This window comes from Acinetobacter sp. DMC2 (assembly GCF_056314305.1).
On record NZ_JBQUYP010000005.1, the window covers coordinates 17,586 to 34,355 of the forward strand.

Genomic DNA, 16,770 nt, shown 5'->3' on the forward strand with positions numbered 1-16,770 from the left:
TGCGCTTATCCCTTAGGATGAGCAGTCGTTTTTCTCATTAATGTTTGATTATCATATTGATGAGATGTTAAGTGCGCTTGTAGCTGAGCCATAAAGTCCATAACAACGACAACTACGATTAGTAATGATGTACCACCCAAAGAGAATGGGATACCAAAAGAACTTTGTAGAATCATTGGCATTAAACAAATGACCGTAATATAAATCGCACCAATAAACGTCAAACGATTAAGAATATGATCTAAGTAACGAGCAGTTTGCTCACCTGGGCGAATACCAGGCACATAAGCTCCGCTGCGTTTTAGATTTTCTGATACTTCCTTAGGGCTAAATACTAAAGCCGTATAAAAGTAACAGAAAAAGATAATTAACGCACCAAAGAGCACCAAATACAAAGGCTGTCCAGGCGACAATACTAAAGCTAAATCTTGTAAGCTACGCTTAATTAATCCAGCATTTGCATCTGCACTTCCTACCCATTGACCAAGACTCGCTGGGAACAATAGTAAAGAACTTGCAAAAATCGCAGGAATCACACCAGCCATATTAATTTTTAATGGCAAATGTGTCTGCTGTGCTGTAAATATACGACGACCTTGTTGCTTTTGTGCATAATTCACTGGAATACGACGTTGTGCTTTTTCAATAAACACAATGGCAGCCAGCACACCTACAGACAAAAGACCAAAGATCACAAGACCAATTAAGCTTGTCTGACCATTATCTACTGATGAAACTGATTGCATAATTAATTTAGGCAAACCAGAAACAATACCAGCAAAAATAATCATTGAGATACCGTTACCAATACCTCTTTCAGTGATTTGTTCACCTAGCCACATTAAGAACATAGTTCCAGCGACAAGTGAAGTAACTGCTGGTATATAAAACTCAAGACCAACTGACAGAGTAATACCCTGACCAATCAAACCTGCGCACATACCAACTGCCTGAACCACTGCAAGCAACAACGTACCCTGACGCGTATATTGATTAATTTTACGCTTACCTTGCTCACCTTCCTTTTTCAAGGCTTCTAGTGAAGGAATTACCGTAGACATTAACTGCACAATAATTGATGCAGAAATGTAAGGCATAATTCCTAAAGCAAGAATAGACATTCGCTCTAAAGCACCGCCAGAAAACATATTGAATAGCCCAAGAATAGTTCCTTGGTTCGCATGAAATAAATTTTCTAACGCAGCATTATTAATGCCTGGTACTGGAATATGCGCTCCTAGTCGAAAGACCAGCAATGCACCGATTAGAAAACTCATCCGGCGAATAATTTCACGATATTTCACGTGAAATGGCTGACCTTTCATCATGTTGACATGACCTGAAGAACTAGGAGACATAGACACTCGAGATTACTCCTCGACTTTGCCGCCAGCTGCTTCAATTGCAGCTTTAGCGCCTTTAGTCAATGCAACACCTTGAATAGTGAATGCACGAGTGATTTCACCAGAAAGTACGATACGAGCACGAACTTGGTCACGACGAACAACATTCGCAGCTTTCAAAGTTTCTAGGCTAACGATGTCGCCTTCAACTTTGCTTAACTCAGATAAACGTACTTCAGCAGTTTTTAAAGCGATTTGGCTAGTGAAACCGAATTTAGGTAAACGACGATAAATCGCTGTTTGACCGCCTTCAAAGCCTGGACGAACGCCACCACTTTTACGTGATTTTTGACCTTTGACACCACGGCCACCAGTCTTACCAACGCCAGAACCGATACCACGGCCTAAACGACGGTTTTCACGTTTTGCACCTTCCGCAGGCGCAAGCTCATTTAAACGCAGAGTCATGGCTTATTCCTCTACACTAACCATATAGTAGACTTTGTTGATCATACCGCGGTTAGAAGGCGTATCTTGCACTTCTACAGTATGACCAATACGACGCAGACCTAAACCTTGTAAGCAAAGCTTGTGATTTTTCAAGCGATGTGAAGAAGATTTAGTCTGGGTAACTTTAATCGTTTTCATGATTGATTACCCTTGAATTTCTGCTACTGATTTACCACGTTTCGCAGCGACTTTCTCAGGAGAAGTCATATCACGCAAACCTTTGAAAGTTGCGTTTACTACGTTTGCAGCATTAGTAGAACCATAACATTTAGCAAGTACGTTATGCACGCCCGCAGCTTCTAGAACGGCACGCATTGCGCCACCAGCGATTACGCCAGTACCTTCAGAAGCAGGTTGCATGTATACACGGCTTGCGCCATGACGAGCATTCACAGGGTGTTGTAAAGTAGTACCTGCAAGGTCTACAGTAATCATGTTGCGACGTGCAGCTTCAAGTGCTTTAGAAATAGCAGCTGGAACTTCACGTGCTTTACCACGACCAAAACCAACACGACCATTACCATCACCCACAACAGTTAATGCTGTGAAAGAGAAGATACGACCGCCCTTAACAACTTTGGCTACACGATCAACGGCAACCAGCTTTTCAACAAGACCTTCGTTTTGTTCAACTTTAGCCATGATTAGAACTCCAAGCCGTTTTCACGAGCAGCATCAGCCAAGGCTTTGATACGACCATGATATTTAAAACCAGAACGGTCAAATGCAACTTTAGTTACACCAGCTGCTTTCGCGCGCTCTGCGATTAAAGCACCTACTTTAGTAGCAGCATCTACATTACCTGTAGTACCGCTACGTAAAGATGCATCCAAAGTTGAAGCTTGTGCTAAAACTTTGCCACCATCTGCTGAAATAACTTGAGCATAGATGTGACGCGGAGTGCGGTTTACACACAAACGAGTCGCACCCAATGCACGGATGTGCAAGCGTGTGCTTTTCGCACGACGCAAACGGGTTTGTTTCTTTTCGTTCATAAGAACCTCGCGCCTTATTTCTTCTTAGCTTCTTTACGAAGAATGACTTCATCCGAATAGCGAACACCTTTACCTTTATATGGTTCAGGAGCACGATACGCACGGATTTCTGCCGCTACTTGACCTAACAACTGCTTGTTTGCTGATTTCAAAATGATTTCAGTTGCAGTTGGAGTTTCCGCTGTTACACTTTCAGGTAAAGCGTAGTCAATTGGGTGTGAGTAACCAAGGTTAAGGTTTACAACAGTACCCTTAACCGCAGCTTTATAACCAACACCAACTAGCTGCAACTTACGTTCGAAGCCTTCACTAACCCCTTTTACAAGGTTATTCAATACAGCGCGAGCAGTACCAGCTTGCATCCAAGCATCTTTCGATTCTTTAACTGGAGCAAGTTGAAGTTTACCTTCTTCCTGTTTTAGCTCGACCAGCGCATGCAGGTTGAAAGACAACGTACCTTTGCTGCCTTTCACTTCGACCTGCCGGCCGTTCTGAGTAACTGTTACACCATTCGGTACAGTTACTGGGGCTTTAGCCACACGAGACATGAGGAATCACCTATTAAGAAACAAAAGCAATAACTTCACCACCAACGCCCGCAGCACGTGCAGCGCGATCAGTCATGATGCCTTTGCTTGTAGAAACAATTGCAATACCTAAACCTTGCTTAACGCTTGGAAGTTTATCTTTACCACGGTATTGGCGAAGACCTGGACGGCTTACGCGCTTAACCATTTCGATAACTGGTTTGCCTTCGAAATATTTTAAAGTAATTGTCAAAGTAGATTTTGTCTCTTCTTGAGCAACTTCTACATTTGAAACATAACCTTCTTGTTGAAGTACGTTTGCAATTGCAACTTTCAACTTAGAAGAAGGCATAGAAACAGTTTGTTTCTTAGCCATTTGTGCGTTACGAACACGTGTTAGCATGTCGGCAACGGTATCTTGCATACTCATTTAGTCGCTCCTTACCAGCTTGCCTTAACAACGCCTGGTACATCACCCTGCATTACTGTGTCACGTAATTTGTTACGGCTTAAACCGAACTTACGGAAGTAACCATGAGGACGACCAGTTAAACCACAACGGTTACGAAGACGTACCGGAGATGCATTACGTGGCAACGCTTGTAACTTTAACATCGCTTCGAAACGTTCTTCTTCACTTGCATTTACGTTTGCAATCGTAGCTTTTAATTCAGCACGTTTTGCAGCGTATTTAGCAACTGTTTTTTCGCGTTTCAATTCGCGATTAACCATACCTTTCTTAGCCATATCGACCTCTTATTTGAACGGGAAGCCGAATGCACGCATAAGCGCACGGCCTTCGTCATCGGTGCGAGCAGTCGTAGTAATAGTAATATCCATACCACGAATACGATCAATCTTATCGAAATCGATTTCAGGGAAAACGATTTGCTCTTTCAAACCCATTGAGTAGTTACCACGACCATCAAATGATTTCGAAGAGAAACCACGGAAGTCACGGATACGAGGGATTGCGATTGAGATCAAACGGTCCAAGAATTCGTACATTTGGTCGCCACGTAAAGTAACTTTACAACCAATCGGCCAACCGTCACGGATTTTAAAACCAGCGATAGATTTGCGAGCAAGTGTAATTACTGGTTTTTGACCAGCAATTAATTGCATGTCGACTACAGCGCCATCTAATAATTTCTTATCAGTTGCAGCTGCGCCTACACCCATGTTTAGGGTAATTTTTGTGATGCGTGGAATTTCCATCACGTTCTTAATGCTAAGTTCTTCTTTTAACTTTGCTTTAAGTTCATCATTGTAACGTGCTTTAAGTCTGGCCATTGCCTTTTCAACCTATTACTTCGCTACCGCCACTGATTCACCATTTGATTTATAAACGCGAGTTTTCACGCCATCAATCACTTGGTAACCAACACGGTCAGCCTTCTGGGTTGTAGCATTTAAAATTGCCACGTTTGAAATATGAAGCGAAGCTTCTTGAGTAACGATACCGCCTTCAGCGCCAGTTACACGATTCGGCTTTTGATGCTTCTTCACTAAGTTAAGGCCTTCAACCTTAACGCGGTCTTCAGAAACAGACAATACAGTACCCTGTTTGCCTTTTTCTTTACCTGCGATCACGATAACTTGATCGCCTTTTTTAATCTTAGCCATGATTGCCTCTTATAGAACTTCAGGAGCCAATGAAATGATTTTCATGAACTGTTCAGTACGAAGTTCACGAGTCACTGGTCCGAAGATACGAGTAGCAATCGGAGCTTTGTTGTTGTTCAGGATAACTGCAGCATTATCATCAAAACGGATCACAGAACCATCTGGACGACGAATGCCGAATTTAGTACGAACTACAACCGCATTCATCACGTCACCTTTTTTAACACGTGCGCGTGGGATTGCTTCTTTTACAGTAACTTTAATAATGTCGCCAACAGAAGCATAACGACGATGTGAACCACCAAGTACTTTAATACATTGTACGCGGCGAGCACCACTGTTGTCTGCTACGTCGAGCATAGTTTCGGTTTGAATCATTGCCCTACTCCAAAACCGAGCATCACCGGTCACAATTTCGAAAGGCTCAAAGAGTACTCGAAATTGACCGATGATGCAACAAGAACGTCGAATTACTCAGCAGCTGCTTCAACTACTTCCACTAAAGTCCAAGCTTTAGTTTTAGAAATTGGGCGGCTTTCTTTGATTGTCACAACATCACCAATTTTAGCGACATTGTTCTCATCATGAGCGTGTAACTTAGTTGAACGGCGAATTGACTTGCCATACAACGGGTGTTGAACGCGGCGTTCAATAAGAACAACAATAGATTTATCCATTTTGTCACTTACGACTTTGCCGGTTAACGTGCGGACTGTTTTTTCACTCATTGTCCGTTCCCCTGTTTTTCGGTAAGGAGTGTCTTAATACGAGCAATTGTCTTACGAGCAACTTGCACTTCGTGCGATTTACCCAACTGACCAGTTGCTTTCGCCATACGAAGACGGAATTGGTTAAGCTGTTGCTCATCAAGCAAAGCTTTCAACTCTTCTACCGACTTTTCACGTAAATCTTTAGTTTTCATTACATTACCGTCCGAGTCACGATAGTGGTTTTAAACGGAAGTTTAGCAGCAGCTAAAGCAAATGCTTCACGCGCTAATTCTTCGTTCACACCTTCAATTTCGTACAGGATCTTACCTGGTTGGATCTGGCAAACCCAGTATTCCACGCTACCCTTACCTTTACCCATACGCACTTCAAGAGGCTTTTGAGTAATTGGTTTATCCGGGAATACGCGAATAAAGATTTTACCACCACGCTTAATACGGCGGCTAATAGTACGACGTGCAGCTTCAATCTGACGCGCAGTCATACGACCACGTTCAGTTGCTTTGATTGCAATCGAACCAAATGATACTGTACTACCACGATGCGCTAGACCAGTATTACGGCCTTTGTGCACCTTACGGAATTTGGTACGTTTAGGTTGCAACATGGATTATTCTCCCTTGTCAGCAGCACGGTCACCGCGACGACCACGACGCTCTTGACCTTCACCACGACCACGACCACGTTTAGCTGGACGATCTTCAGCAGGAGCAGGGTTCATGACTTGTTTCATGCCACCTAAAATCTCGCCACGGAAAATCCAAACTTTAACACCAATCGTACCGTAAGTTGTTTCTGCACGCATAGTTGCATAGTCAATGTCTGCACGTAATGTATGCAAAGGTACACGACCTTCACGATACCATTCCGTACGAGCAATCTCTGCACCACCTAAACGGCCAGACACTTCAACTTTGATACCTTTAGCACCAGCACGCATAGTGTTTTGAACCGCACGCTTCATAGCACGACGGAACATTACACGCTTTTCTAATTGAGAAGCGATTGCTTCAGCAACTAAACGCGCATCTAAGTCTGGGCGATCAATTTCATTGATACTTACTTGCGCAGGAACACCCATAATGCTGGTAAGTTCGCGCTGTAATTTCTCAATATCTTCGCCTTTTTTACCGATTACGATACCAGGACGAGCTGTGCTAATTGTTACTTTAGCAGCGCCTGATGGACGTTCGATAAGAATGTTGCTGATCATCGCATTCTTAAGTTTTTTAGTTAAAAACTCACGAACTTGAAGATCTTTAAGCAAGTATTCAGCGTATTGTTTCGGACTCGCATACCAGTTAGCGTTATGACGTTTCACAACACCTAGGCGGATACCGATTGGATGAACCTTCTGACCCATATCAAACCCCTACCTTAACGGTGATGTGACAAGTACGCTTCGTAATACGATCTGCACGGCCTTTAGCACGTGGCATAATACGTTTAAGGCTAACACCTTCATCAACGTAAATCGTAGAAACTTTAAGATCGTCAACATCTAAACTGTTATTGTGTTCAGCGTTTGCAATCGCAGATTCCAATGCTTTTTTTACTAAAACAGCAGCTTTTTTATTGCTGAAGTTTAAGATATTCAAAGCATGCGCAACAGATTTGCCGCGAATAAGATCTGCAACCAAACGTGCCTTTTGTGCCGAGATAGCGGCACCGCGTAATTTAGCAGTTACTTCCATCATGACACCTATTAACGTTTAGACTTCTTGTCAACACCGTGACCACGATAGGTACGAGTTGGCGCGAATTCACCGAGTTTATGACCAACCATATGCTCAGTAACAATTACTGGAACGTGATTACGACCATTATGAACAGAAATTGTTAAACCAACAAAATCTGGAAGGATCATCGAACGACGAGACCAAGTTTTAATCGGCTTGCGAGAGTTACTAGCAACAGCCGCTTCAACCTTAGCGAACAAGTGCGCATCGACGAATGGGCCTTTTTTCAGAGAACGAGGCATTAGTCAGATTCCTTTACTTGACGCGACGGTCGCGAATAATCATCTTAGTCGTACGCTTATTGGTACGTGTCTTGTACCCTTTAGCTTTTTGACCCCATGGGCTTACAGGTTGAATACCTTTGTTACGCCCTTCACCACCACCGTGCGGGTGATCAACTGGGTTCATCGCCATACCACGTACGGTAGGACGAACACCACGCCAGCGCGCAGCACCAGCTTTACCCAATGAACGAAGGTTGTTTTCTTGGTTAGAAACTTCACCAATTACAGCGCGGCATTCAACATGAATTTTACGCATTTCGCCTGAACGAAGACGAACAATCGCGTAAGAACCATCACGACCCAATAACTGAACAGAAGCACCAGCAGAACGCGCTAATTGCGCACCCTTACCAATTTTAAGTTCAACGTTATGAAGTGTAGAACCGATAGGCATGTTACGAAGTGGCAAGCAGTTACCTGGACGAATTGGAGCATCGTTACCAGATTGTACTTTATCGCCAGCACGTAAGCCTTTAGGAGCAATGATATAACGACGCTCACCATCAGCATATTTCAACAAAGCAATATGTGCTGTACGGTTAGGATCGTATTCAATGCGCTCTACAACAGCTGGGATGCTGTCTTTATTACGCTTAAAGTCAACGATACGATAGTGTTGCTTATGACCACCACCAACGTGACGAGTTGTAATGTGACCGTTATTATTACGACCACCAGTACGTTTTTTTGCTTCAACCAACGGTGAGTAAGGCGCGCCTTTGTGAAGGTGGTCATGAACCACTTTCTCTACAAAGCGACGTCCTGGAGACGTTGGCTTACATTTTTGAATCGGCATAATTTTCGTCCTTATTCCGCTGCGCTTTCAGCGGTATCGCCCAAGTCAGCCATTTCAACATCTTGGCCAGCTTTCAGGGTGACGTATGCTTTTTTAACATCAGAACGACGTCCTAATGTTTTACCAAAGCGCTTAGTTTTACCTTTAGTAATAGTAGTGTTAACTTTAACAACTTCTACACCAAAAAGTTTTTCAACTGCTTTTTTAACTTCAAGTTTAGTAGCATTAATATCTACTTTAAATACTTGAACGCCAACAGTATCACCTAAAACTTGTGCCTTTTCTGAGAAGACTGGTCCTTTAAGGACTTGATAGATACGTTCGTTGTTCATCCGAGTTCTACCTCAATTTTCTTAGCAGCAGCTACAGACATCACAACTTTATCAAACGCGATCAAGCTTACAGGATCGATTGCAGTAGCATCCACCACATCTACATGCGGAAGGTTGCGTGCTGCAAGATATAAGTTCTCATCTACAGCTTCAGTAACGATCAATGCACGAGCGGCATTTAAATCGCCAAGCTTTGCAAGCAATTCTTTAGTTTTTGGAGCTGCAATAGCAAACTCTTCAACTAATACAAGACGATCTTGGCGAACAAGTTCAGCTAAGATACATTGCATTGCACCGCGATACATTTTACGGTTTACTTTTTGAGACCAATCTTGTGGACGAGCAGCAAAAGTTTTACCACCGCCAACCCAGATTGGGCTACGAGTAGAACCCGCACGAGCACGACCAGTACCTTTTTGACGGAATGGTTTTTTACCACCGCCAGAAACGTCTGCACGTGACTTCTGAGCACGAGTACCTTGACGACCACCTGCTAAGTAAGCAGTAACAACTTGGTGTACAAGAGCTTCGTTAAATTCACGTCCGAAAGCAACTTCAGACAATTCAACAGCAGAGCCGGAAACAGTTTTCAAATTCACGGTATTTCCCCTCAGGCCTTGATGGTAGGACGTACAATCACGTCACCGCCAGTTGAACCAGGAATTGCACCTTTAACAACTAAAACAGAACGTTCAGCGTCAATAGATACGATTTCAAGACCTTGTACTGTTACGCGTTCATCACCTAAGTGACCAGCCATTTTTTTGCCTTTGAACACGCGACCAGGAGTTTGGTTTTGACCTGTAGAACCTAATACACGGTGAGAAACTGAGTTACCGTGAGTAGCGTCTTGGGTACGGAAGTTCCAACGCTTAACACCACCTTGGAAACCTTTACCTTTTGATTGACCAGTTACGTCAACTACTTGACCAACTGTGAACAAATCAACACCAATAGTACCGCCAACTTCACGACCTTCAAGCTCAGCTTCAGTAACACGGAACTCTTTAACTAAGCGACCAGCAGCAACACCAGCTTTCGCGAAGTGACCTTTCTGAGCGTTAGTTACGCGAGATTCGCGACGTTCACCAGTAGTTACTTGAACAGCTTGATAACCATCAGTTTCAAGTGTTTTGATTTGCGTAATGCGGTTTGGATCGACTTCGATGACTGTAACAGGTACAGAAACACCTGCATCTGTAAAGATGCGAGTCATACCACATTTGCGACCGACTAAACCAATAGCCATGTGCATAAACCTCTAAAAAAGCGGCCTAATTAACTTAAAAGTTAATCAACCGAAAGCCTTAACCCAAAGCGATCTGAACATCAACACCAGCCGCAAGATCTAATTTCATCAATGCATCAACAGTTTTATCTGTAGGTTGAACGATGTCGATCAAACGTTTGTAGGTGCGGATTTCGTACTGGTCACGCGCATCTTTGTTAACGTGCGGTGAAGTAAGAACGTTGAAGCGTTCGATGCGAGTAGGCATCGGAATTGGACCACAAACTTGTGCGCCAGTACGCTTAGCGGTTTCTACGATCTCTTGAGCAGATTGATCAATCAGACGATGATCAAAAGACTTCAAACGGATACGAATTCTCTGGTTAGACATACCAGTAAACTCCAAGCCAAACATATAAAGAATCACCTTTGACGCATCTCACCCATTGGTAAGTGTCAAAGGCAGTGAAAATCACTAAGGTCATGATCGATGCCACGACTGTAATGCACATTTACCACTTTCTTCGCAGTAAATGCCCCTCCTATTGAGGGTCGCTCATTATAACGATTGTTTAAGTCTTATGCAATTCTCTTTTTCTATTTTCTCCACAAAACCTGCTTTAATCGTGTATTGGGAACTAAACTAAGCACTTATTACAAATTCAATCGCTTTATTTAGAAGTTGATTACCTTGTTCAAATTTTTGTGCTTCGGAAGAATATAATTCACGCGTAGATTGAACATATTCTCCATCAAAAATAGAAAGCTCTTCTTCATCTTCAAGTAAAAGCGCTAGAGCTGCTGGCGTCATCTCTGGATGGAACTGAAAACCCAGTACATTTTTCCCAATCTGATACATCTGATTGCGACAGGCCTGATTTTCAGCCAAATGTATAGCACCTTTAGGTATTTCAAATGTCTCACTATGCCACTGCATCACCTTTATTTTCTCTGGTAATGGGAAGCTTTCTTGAGGTAGATTCGCAACTCTCTGAACTGTTGACCATCCAAGTTCCTGATAGCGATTACGGCTTACCGCAGCCCCTAACGCATTAGCAATTAACTGCCCCCCTAAACAAAGACCAATAGCTGGCTTTCCCGCTGCCAAATAACGGCGCAACCATCTTTTTTCTATCTTTAGCCACGGGAAATTTGCCTCATCATTTACACTCATGGTGCCACCCATGACTAATAGTAAATCAACCTCATCAATTCGAGGCAAAGCTTCTATTTCAAGTGACCGATCAACCGGAAGTGCAAAAAACTCAGTAGAGCTAATTGTCGCGTGGTGGGCTTTTAAAAATGAATAACAGCTTCCAAATCCCTCACCCGCGATATGTTGAAAATAGTGAACACGTAAATGCGACTTCATGCGCTTAAACCTATTGTTGTTAGAATGTTGTAGTGGTCTTTGCAAAAATAAAGCCAAGTTTTTATTTTATGAGCCTACTGTAACGAAACGCCTTATAAAACTTCGTAAATCTAGCGAAGAATCTAAATTTCTCTTAATCTAACTTTATTATTTGAAATGCAAAGCACTATGAAAAAGCATAACGACTTCCAGACTCGCCTCATTCATGCACAAAGAAAGGCTCCGCAATTTATTGAAACAGTACAACCACCCTTATTTCGTGCATCTACTATTATTTTTAAATCAACTTCGCACCTTTTTGATCGTCATTGGACGGATGACTACGACTATAGCTATGGGACACACGGCACCCCCACTACCTTCACCTTAGGCGACAATATTGCACAAATTGAAGGTGGATTGCATTGTTTACTTGCACCAAGTGGCTTATCAGCAATTAATGTTGTGAACTCAGCATTTTTAAGTACTGATGATGAAGTATGGGTACCAGACAACATTTATGGACCAAACCTTGAGCATTTAAATTATCTGCAAAATCAATATGGCGTTATTGTCAAAGTGTACAACCCTATTGACGCCTCAAGCTTTCAACCAACTGAAAAAAGCAAACTGTTGTGGTTAGAGGCAGCAGGCTCAGTTACTCTAGAATTTCCTGATCTTAAAAATCTAGTCAAAAAAGCTAAAAAGCACGGTGTATTAACTGCTCTAGATAACACTTGGGGAGCTGGGCTTGCGTTTAATGCTTTTAATTTTTCTGATGAACATCTATCAGTCGATTTAACCGTGCATGCACTCACCAAATATCCGAGTGGCGGCGGTGACATCTTAATGGGTAGCATTGTAACTCGTGATGAGAAACTTCATCACCGCCTATTCCGTACGCATGCCATTTTAGGTATTGCAGTTTCAGGAGATGATGCAGCTCAAGTCCAACGTAGTCTTGCTCATATGTCTCTACGTTATGAACAACAATCAGCCAATGCTCAAACTTTACTTAAATGGCTAAAAAACCAATCTCAATTTGCACAAGTTCTACATCCAAGTGATGAGGCCGCCCCAGGCCATCAATATTGGCAAGAAATCTGCATAGACAATCAAAGTGCCGGTCTAGTCAGTGTTATTTTCAAACCTGAATATGACATTACAGCCGTACGTCGTTTCTGCGATGCCTTAGCGTTATTTAAGCTTGGTTTTAGCTGGGGAGGACCCGTTAGTCTGATTATGCTTTATGATTTAAAAATGATGAGAAAACTTGAGAATACACATTTACAACAAGGATTATTAGTTCGCTTCTGTATAGGACTAGAAGATCCACAAGATTTAATACAAGATATCGAAAATGCACTGAAACAACTGTAAAAACGACAAGATCATAGTGACTCGAACCACAGGATAAAAATATATGGGTACACCGATTGTTATTGCTAAAAATATTAATGACACATCCAAAGAAATTGTTTTACTTTCCCAGTTTGCTAACCGCCATGGACTTATTGCGGGTGCCACGGGTACAGGTAAAACAGTTACGTTAAAAGTTCTAGCAGAGAGTTTTTCTCGAATTGGTGTACCGGTATTTCTTGCCGATGCTAAAGGTGATGTTTCGAGTCTCGCAAAAGCGGGAGAAGCTTCAGATAAATTTAATGAACGACTAAAGCTTTTGCAGATTGATAGCGTTCCTTTCGCAGCTAATCCAGTTGTTTTTTGGGATTTATTTGGCCAACAAGGCCACCCTATTCGCACTACCGTTTCTGAAATTGGGCCAATTTTATTGGCTCGTATGCTCAATTTAAATGATACTCAAGAGGGTGTGCTATCTGCTGTATTCCGTATTGCAGATGACCAAGGTCTACTATTAGTAGATTTTAAAGATTTAAAAGCCATGATCACTTTTGTGAGTGAACATGCAGCCGAGTTTAAAGCGGAATATGGCAATTTATCTCCAGCAAGCCTAGGTGCTATTCAGCGCAATTTACTCGCCCTTGCCGACCAAGGTGGAGAGCAATTTTTTGGTGAACCTGCTTTAAATATTTTAGATTTTATTCAAACCGATGCAAATGGGCATGGCTACATTAATATTCTTGCGGCTGACAAGCTTATGAATACACCTAAGCTATATGCCACTTTCCTTTTATGGATGCTTTCAGAACTATTTGAACAGCTCCCAGAAGTCGGTGATATGGATAAACCTAAACTCGTGTTTTTCTTTGATGAAGCTCACTTATTATTTGACAATGCCAGCCAAGCACTCCAAGACAAAATTGAACAAGTTGTACGTTTAATTCGTTCTAAAGGAGTAGGTATTTATTTCATTACCCAAAATCCACTCGATTTACCTGAAAGTGTTCTAGGTCAACTTGGTAATCGCGTTCAACATGCCCTACGCGCATTTACCCCTAAAGATCAGAAAGCAGTAAAAACCGCAGCAGACACTTTCAGAGCCAATCCAAATTTTAAAGTTGATGAAGCAATTACTGAACTTGGTGTTGGTGAGGCGCTCATTAGCTGCCTAGATGAGCAAGGTACTCCACAAATTGTAGAGCGTGGCTGGGTCATGCCACCTTACTCTGCATTTACACCAATCACTCCAGAAGAGCGTCAAGCTTTAATCTCACAAAGTATTATTGCTGGCGTTTATGAGCAGGTTGTAGATCGTGATAGCGCCTATGAAATGCTACAAAATAAAGTGGCTGAACGCGAACAACAGCAACAAAATGCCGAACTTGCCAAACAACAAGCGAAAGAGCAAGAAACCCTAGCAAAACAGCAAGCGAAAGAGCAAGAAAGATTGGCACGTGATCAATTAAAAGAGGAAGAACGAGCAGCACGTGAAAGAGCCAAACTCACTCAAGATATTGTTGGAACTTTTGCAAAAAGTGCTGCGCGCAGTTTAGGAGGAAGTACAGGTCAAAAACTTGTTCGAGGCCTACTTGGCTCTTTATTTGGTAAATAAAAAATATTTAATAACATAACGTTAATTTAAGGGGATTTTATATCCCCTAATTTTTTTATGGTTTTTCTCGAAAAGCTATTGCCATTACTTTTTTAAAGATGTATTTTAAATACATCTTATATAGCCAGATAAATAAGGTCTAGCCATGACTCCACAACAAATTGAACTTGTTAAATCTACTGTACCGGTTTTACGTGAACACGGTGTTACGCTGACTACATACTTTTATAAGCGTATGTTGAATAACAATCCCGAATTAAAAAATGTTTTTAACCTAGATGACCAAACTAGCTTACGTCAGCCGCGTGCGCTTGCAGCTGCCGTTCTTGCTTATGCAGAAAATATTGAGAACCCTACTGTTCTAGCCAAAGCTGTTGAACGTATCACTACTAAACATGTGAGCTTGGATATTCAGCCTGATCAATATGCAATTGTTGGTGACAACCTACTTCATTCAATTAGTGAAGTACTTAACGTGCCATTTGAATCAGAACTTATCGAAGCATGGAAACAGGCTTATCTACAATTGGCAGATATCTTGATTGGCGTTGAAAAACAAAAATATGAACAACTTGAGAGCTTAAAAGGTGGATGGGCTGGCTGGCGTTCATTTGAAATTACACAAATTGATCCTCTTGAATCTGGCAAACGCTTCACTTTAAAAGCAACAGATCATGAAGACGTATTAACCGGACCAGCAAATGCTTTTATTTCGGTTAAAGTACAAGTTCCAGAGCAACAGCTTGAACAGCCAAAAGCTTTTAAATTTACAGAAGCTCAAGAAAACAACTCATATCATTTTGAAGTTCAGCCTGAAGAAAACCATACTGAGTTTTCGGTAGCTAACATTTTACTTGAGCATTACAGAGTTGGTGATCAAGTACAGGTTTCAGCTCCTTTAACGCTGTAATGTAAAAACCTCTTGCCTGAAAGTTTTCTTATTTAAACTTTCAGGCTAAGATGATCATCCTTTTTATTCTCTTCCATTTTTGGTGATCATGCAGCTTAATAAATTTACCGATTATGCATTACGAATATTAATGTATGTTGCACGCCCAAGCGATGCACCCTACACGATTGCAGAAATCGCGAAAGATTTGCATGTGTCCCAAAACCACCTTGTTAAAGTTGTTCACTTCATGGGCAAACAAGAATGGATTATTACCATTCGCGGTAAAGGCGGTGGAATTCGCTTAAATCCAGATGCACTTAATTCAAATTTAGGTTCAATTGTTCGTATATTACAAGGTGACAATCAAATCGTTGAATGCAATACTCCGCCTTGTGTACTCCGTGCTCACTGTGGTTTAAAAGGTATTTTAGATCAAGCTTTAGAAAGCTTTTATCAAAGTCTAGACCAATACACACTCGGAGAAGTTTTGCAGCAATCAAAATCTGCTCCTGCTAACTCCCCTATTGCCTTTTTAGAAATCTAAGCTCTATTGATTTTCATAAGTTGATTTATTGAAAATTAGCAAGAATACCCAAGCTCCTTTATACTAGGCGCGAGCCCTCTCATTTAAAAAGTTATTTTTTATGCGTCGTAGTGAAAAATCGAAAGACACCAAAGCCAGACTCGCACCCAAGCAAAAGATCAGCTATGAAAAAGCACCAGATCCGGCGATCACAGCCTATGCTGTGCAATCCCTAAACTGGTTACGCCAAGCTGAGTTTCTAATGAGTGCACCTAAATTGGCACTTTGTGTTGAAGATAGTGGCTACGAAATTGCTTTTGCAGGACGCTCAAATGCTGGTAAGTCTAGTGCTATTAATGCATTAACCAATCAGAAACAACTTGCCCGCGCTTCTAAAAAGCCTGGTCGTACTCAGATGATTAACTTCTTTAGTCTAGGTAACCCAGATCAGCGTTTAGTCGATCTTCCAGGTTACGGTTATGCAGCTGTACCTGAAGATATGAAAAAGGTGTGGCAAAAGGAATTAGAAAACTATCTCATCCATCGTAAAAGCTTACAAGGCTTAGTATTACTTATGGATATTCGCCATCCTCTACAGCATTTTGACATGATGATGCTAGAGTGGGCTTATTCGCGTCATCTATTCGTTCATATTCTCTTAACGAAAGCAGACAAACTTAATCGTGGTCCTGCAAATAAAGTATTGCTTGAAGTTAAACAACAACTTAAAAAAATGAAGCTTGATTTTTCCATTCAGCTTTTCTCTTCACTTAACAAATTAGGTTTGGAAGAGCTTGCAAGTGTCATGGGTGGACGTCTGCATTTTACGCTTGATCAACAACCAGAATTTGATGTCGATTCAATCCCTGAAGCGACAGATGAAGATGCTGAAAGCTAAATTGTCATAACAGATACAATTTTTTCA

27 protein-coding genes and 2 pseudogenes are annotated in these 16,770 nt (G+C 41.8%); 6 read left to right on the plus strand and 23 right to left on the minus strand.

Going from position 1 to position 16,770, the window contains the following annotated elements; translation table 11 throughout:
• Positions 1–5: 5 nt before the first annotated feature.
• The 23 genes and pseudogenes from secY to ACT53H_RS11465 all read right to left on the minus strand — a co-directional run bounded on the left by secY (position 6) and on the right by ACT53H_RS11465 (position 11,480).
• The gene (gene secY / locus ACT53H_RS11355; RefSeq protein ID WP_171056864.1) at positions 6–1,325 is read right to left on the minus strand and encodes a preprotein translocase subunit SecY; all 1,320 of its coding nucleotides are present in this window, start codon (positions 1,323–1,325) and stop codon (positions 6–8) included.
• Between the two features lie 45 nt (positions 1,326–1,370).
• On the minus strand, positions 1,371–1,811 hold the full coding sequence (rplO, locus tag ACT53H_RS11360) for a 50S ribosomal protein L15 (protein WP_476009257.1): 441 nt from the start codon (positions 1,809–1,811) through the stop codon (positions 1,371–1,373).
• A gap of 3 nt (positions 1,812–1,814) precedes the next feature.
• Positions 1,815–1,991, minus strand: coding sequence for a 50S ribosomal protein L30 (gene rpmD / locus ACT53H_RS11365; protein WP_000849088.1), 177 nt, complete (start codon positions 1,989–1,991; stop codon positions 1,815–1,817).
• 6 nt (positions 1,992–1,997) lie between these two features.
• Positions 1,998–2,495 carry a 30S ribosomal protein S5 gene (gene rpsE, locus ACT53H_RS11370; RefSeq protein ID WP_003653653.1) on the minus strand — a complete coding sequence of 166 codons (498 nt, stop codon included), beginning with the start codon at positions 2,493–2,495 and terminating at the stop codon, positions 1,998–2,000.
• Positions 2,496–2,497: 2 nt separating this feature from the next.
• On the minus strand, positions 2,498–2,848 hold the full coding sequence (rplR, locus tag ACT53H_RS11375; RefSeq protein ID WP_003653654.1) for a 50S ribosomal protein L18: 351 nt from the start codon (positions 2,846–2,848) through the stop codon (positions 2,498–2,500).
• 14 nt (positions 2,849–2,862) lie between these two features.
• Positions 2,863–3,396 (minus strand): 50S ribosomal protein L6, encoded by a 534-nt coding sequence (gene rplF, locus ACT53H_RS11380; RefSeq protein ID WP_005301272.1) that lies wholly within the window; start codon positions 3,394–3,396, stop codon positions 2,863–2,865.
• A 13-nt stretch (positions 3,397–3,409) separates the two neighbouring features.
• Positions 3,410–3,805 carry a 30S ribosomal protein S8 gene (gene rpsH, locus ACT53H_RS11385; RefSeq protein WP_004789617.1) on the minus strand — a complete coding sequence of 132 codons (396 nt, stop codon included), beginning with the start codon at positions 3,803–3,805 and terminating at the stop codon, positions 3,410–3,412.
• 11 nt (positions 3,806–3,816) lie between these two features.
• A complete protein-coding gene (rpsN, locus tag ACT53H_RS11390) occupies positions 3,817–4,122 on the minus strand; it encodes a 30S ribosomal protein S14 (protein WP_004789619.1) in 306 nt (101 codons plus the stop codon).
• A gap of 9 nt (positions 4,123–4,131) precedes the next feature.
• Positions 4,132–4,668, minus strand: coding sequence for a 50S ribosomal protein L5 (gene rplE / locus ACT53H_RS11395; RefSeq protein ID WP_004789621.1), 537 nt, complete (start codon positions 4,666–4,668; stop codon positions 4,132–4,134).
• 15 nt (positions 4,669–4,683) lie between these two features.
• Complete coding sequence (gene rplX / locus ACT53H_RS11400; RefSeq protein WP_002116820.1) at positions 4,684–5,001, minus strand: 50S ribosomal protein L24; 318 nt, start codon at positions 4,999–5,001, stop codon at positions 4,684–4,686.
• Between the two features lie 9 nt (positions 5,002–5,010).
• On the minus strand, positions 5,011–5,379 hold the full coding sequence (gene rplN / locus ACT53H_RS11405; RefSeq protein ID WP_001982634.1) for a 50S ribosomal protein L14: 369 nt from the start codon (positions 5,377–5,379) through the stop codon (positions 5,011–5,013).
• Positions 5,380–5,471: 92 nt separating this feature from the next.
• Positions 5,472–5,729: a 30S ribosomal protein S17 gene (gene rpsQ, locus ACT53H_RS11410; RefSeq protein ID WP_001291845.1), complete on the minus strand. Its 258-nt coding sequence runs from the start codon at positions 5,727–5,729 to the stop codon at positions 5,472–5,474.
• The gene (gene rpmC, locus ACT53H_RS11415; protein WP_000849928.1) at positions 5,726–5,923 is read right to left on the minus strand and encodes a 50S ribosomal protein L29; all 198 of its coding nucleotides are present in this window, start codon (positions 5,921–5,923) and stop codon (positions 5,726–5,728) included. Before rpmC ends, rpsQ begins: the two co-directional genes overlap by 4 nt.
• Positions 5,923–6,336 carry a 50S ribosomal protein L16 gene (rplP, locus tag ACT53H_RS11420; protein ID WP_002049688.1) on the minus strand — a complete coding sequence of 138 codons (414 nt, stop codon included), beginning with the start codon at positions 6,334–6,336 and terminating at the stop codon, positions 5,923–5,925. The genes rpmC and rplP overlap by 1 nt, the downstream gene beginning before the upstream one ends.
• A pseudogene (gene rpsC, locus ACT53H_RS11425) lies at positions 6,276–7,092 on the minus strand (30S ribosomal protein S3). Before rpsC ends, rplP begins: the two are co-directional and overlap by 61 nt.
• Before the next feature lies 1 nt (position 7,093).
• Entirely contained in the window at positions 7,094–7,423 is a 330-nt protein-coding gene (gene rplV / locus ACT53H_RS11430) for a 50S ribosomal protein L22 (RefSeq protein WP_004639524.1), read from the minus strand.
• Between the two features lie 11 nt (positions 7,424–7,434).
• A complete protein-coding gene (rpsS, locus tag ACT53H_RS11435) occupies positions 7,435–7,710 on the minus strand; it encodes a 30S ribosomal protein S19 (protein WP_001138119.1) in 276 nt (91 codons plus the stop codon).
• Between the two features lie 13 nt (positions 7,711–7,723).
• Positions 7,724–8,548, minus strand: a complete 825-nt coding sequence (gene rplB / locus ACT53H_RS11440) for a 50S ribosomal protein L2 (protein WP_004789629.1) — start codon at positions 8,546–8,548, stop codon at positions 7,724–7,726.
• Positions 8,549–8,559: 11 nt separating this feature from the next.
• On the minus strand, positions 8,560–8,880 hold the full coding sequence (gene rplW, locus ACT53H_RS11445; RefSeq protein ID WP_003653662.1) for a 50S ribosomal protein L23: 321 nt from the start codon (positions 8,878–8,880) through the stop codon (positions 8,560–8,562).
• On the minus strand, positions 8,877–9,479 hold the full coding sequence (gene rplD / locus ACT53H_RS11450) for a 50S ribosomal protein L4 (RefSeq protein ID WP_003653663.1): 603 nt from the start codon (positions 9,477–9,479) through the stop codon (positions 8,877–8,879). The genes rplW and rplD overlap by 4 nt, the downstream gene beginning before the upstream one ends.
• Before the next feature lie 11 nt (positions 9,480–9,490).
• Complete coding sequence (gene rplC, locus ACT53H_RS11455) at positions 9,491–10,129, minus strand: 50S ribosomal protein L3 (RefSeq protein WP_004639526.1); 639 nt, start codon at positions 10,127–10,129, stop codon at positions 9,491–9,493.
• A gap of 58 nt (positions 10,130–10,187) precedes the next feature.
• Complete coding sequence (gene rpsJ / locus ACT53H_RS11460) at positions 10,188–10,499, minus strand: 30S ribosomal protein S10 (protein ID WP_000070912.1); 312 nt, start codon at positions 10,497–10,499, stop codon at positions 10,188–10,190.
• A gap of 252 nt (positions 10,500–10,751) precedes the next feature.
• Entirely contained in the window at positions 10,752–11,480 is a 729-nt protein-coding gene (locus tag ACT53H_RS11465) for a type 1 glutamine amidotransferase (RefSeq protein WP_004789634.1), read from the minus strand.
• A 168-nt stretch (positions 11,481–11,648) separates the two neighbouring features.
• Between ACT53H_RS11465 and ACT53H_RS11470 the strand changes: the two genes are divergently transcribed.
• The 6 genes and pseudogenes from ACT53H_RS11470 to yihA all read left to right on the plus strand — a co-directional run bounded on the left by ACT53H_RS11470 (position 11,649) and on the right by yihA (position 16,743).
• Positions 11,649–12,839, plus strand: a complete 1,191-nt coding sequence (locus ACT53H_RS11470) for a PLP-dependent transferase (RefSeq protein ID WP_004789635.1) — start codon at positions 11,649–11,651, stop codon at positions 12,837–12,839.
• A 43-nt stretch (positions 12,840–12,882) separates the two neighbouring features.
• Positions 12,883–14,430, plus strand: a complete 1,548-nt coding sequence (locus ACT53H_RS11475) for a helicase HerA-like domain-containing protein (RefSeq protein ID WP_004789637.1) — start codon at positions 12,883–12,885, stop codon at positions 14,428–14,430.
• Positions 14,431–14,460: 30 nt separating this feature from the next.
• Positions 14,461–14,573: pseudogene (locus ACT53H_RS11480) on the plus strand (hypothetical protein); the annotation flags it as partial.
• Between the two features lie 2 nt (positions 14,574–14,575).
• Complete coding sequence (locus tag ACT53H_RS11485; RefSeq protein WP_004789638.1) at positions 14,576–15,340, plus strand: globin domain-containing protein; 765 nt, start codon at positions 14,576–14,578, stop codon at positions 15,338–15,340.
• 88 nt (positions 15,341–15,428) lie between these two features.
• Complete coding sequence (locus ACT53H_RS11490) at positions 15,429–15,866, plus strand: RrF2 family transcriptional regulator (RefSeq protein WP_004789640.1); 438 nt, start codon at positions 15,429–15,431, stop codon at positions 15,864–15,866.
• Between the two features lie 100 nt (positions 15,867–15,966).
• Positions 15,967–16,743: a ribosome biogenesis GTP-binding protein YihA/YsxC gene (gene yihA / locus ACT53H_RS11495; RefSeq protein ID WP_004789642.1), complete on the plus strand. Its 777-nt coding sequence runs from the start codon at positions 15,967–15,969 to the stop codon at positions 16,741–16,743.
• The last annotated feature ends 27 nt before the right edge of the window (positions 16,744–16,770 follow it).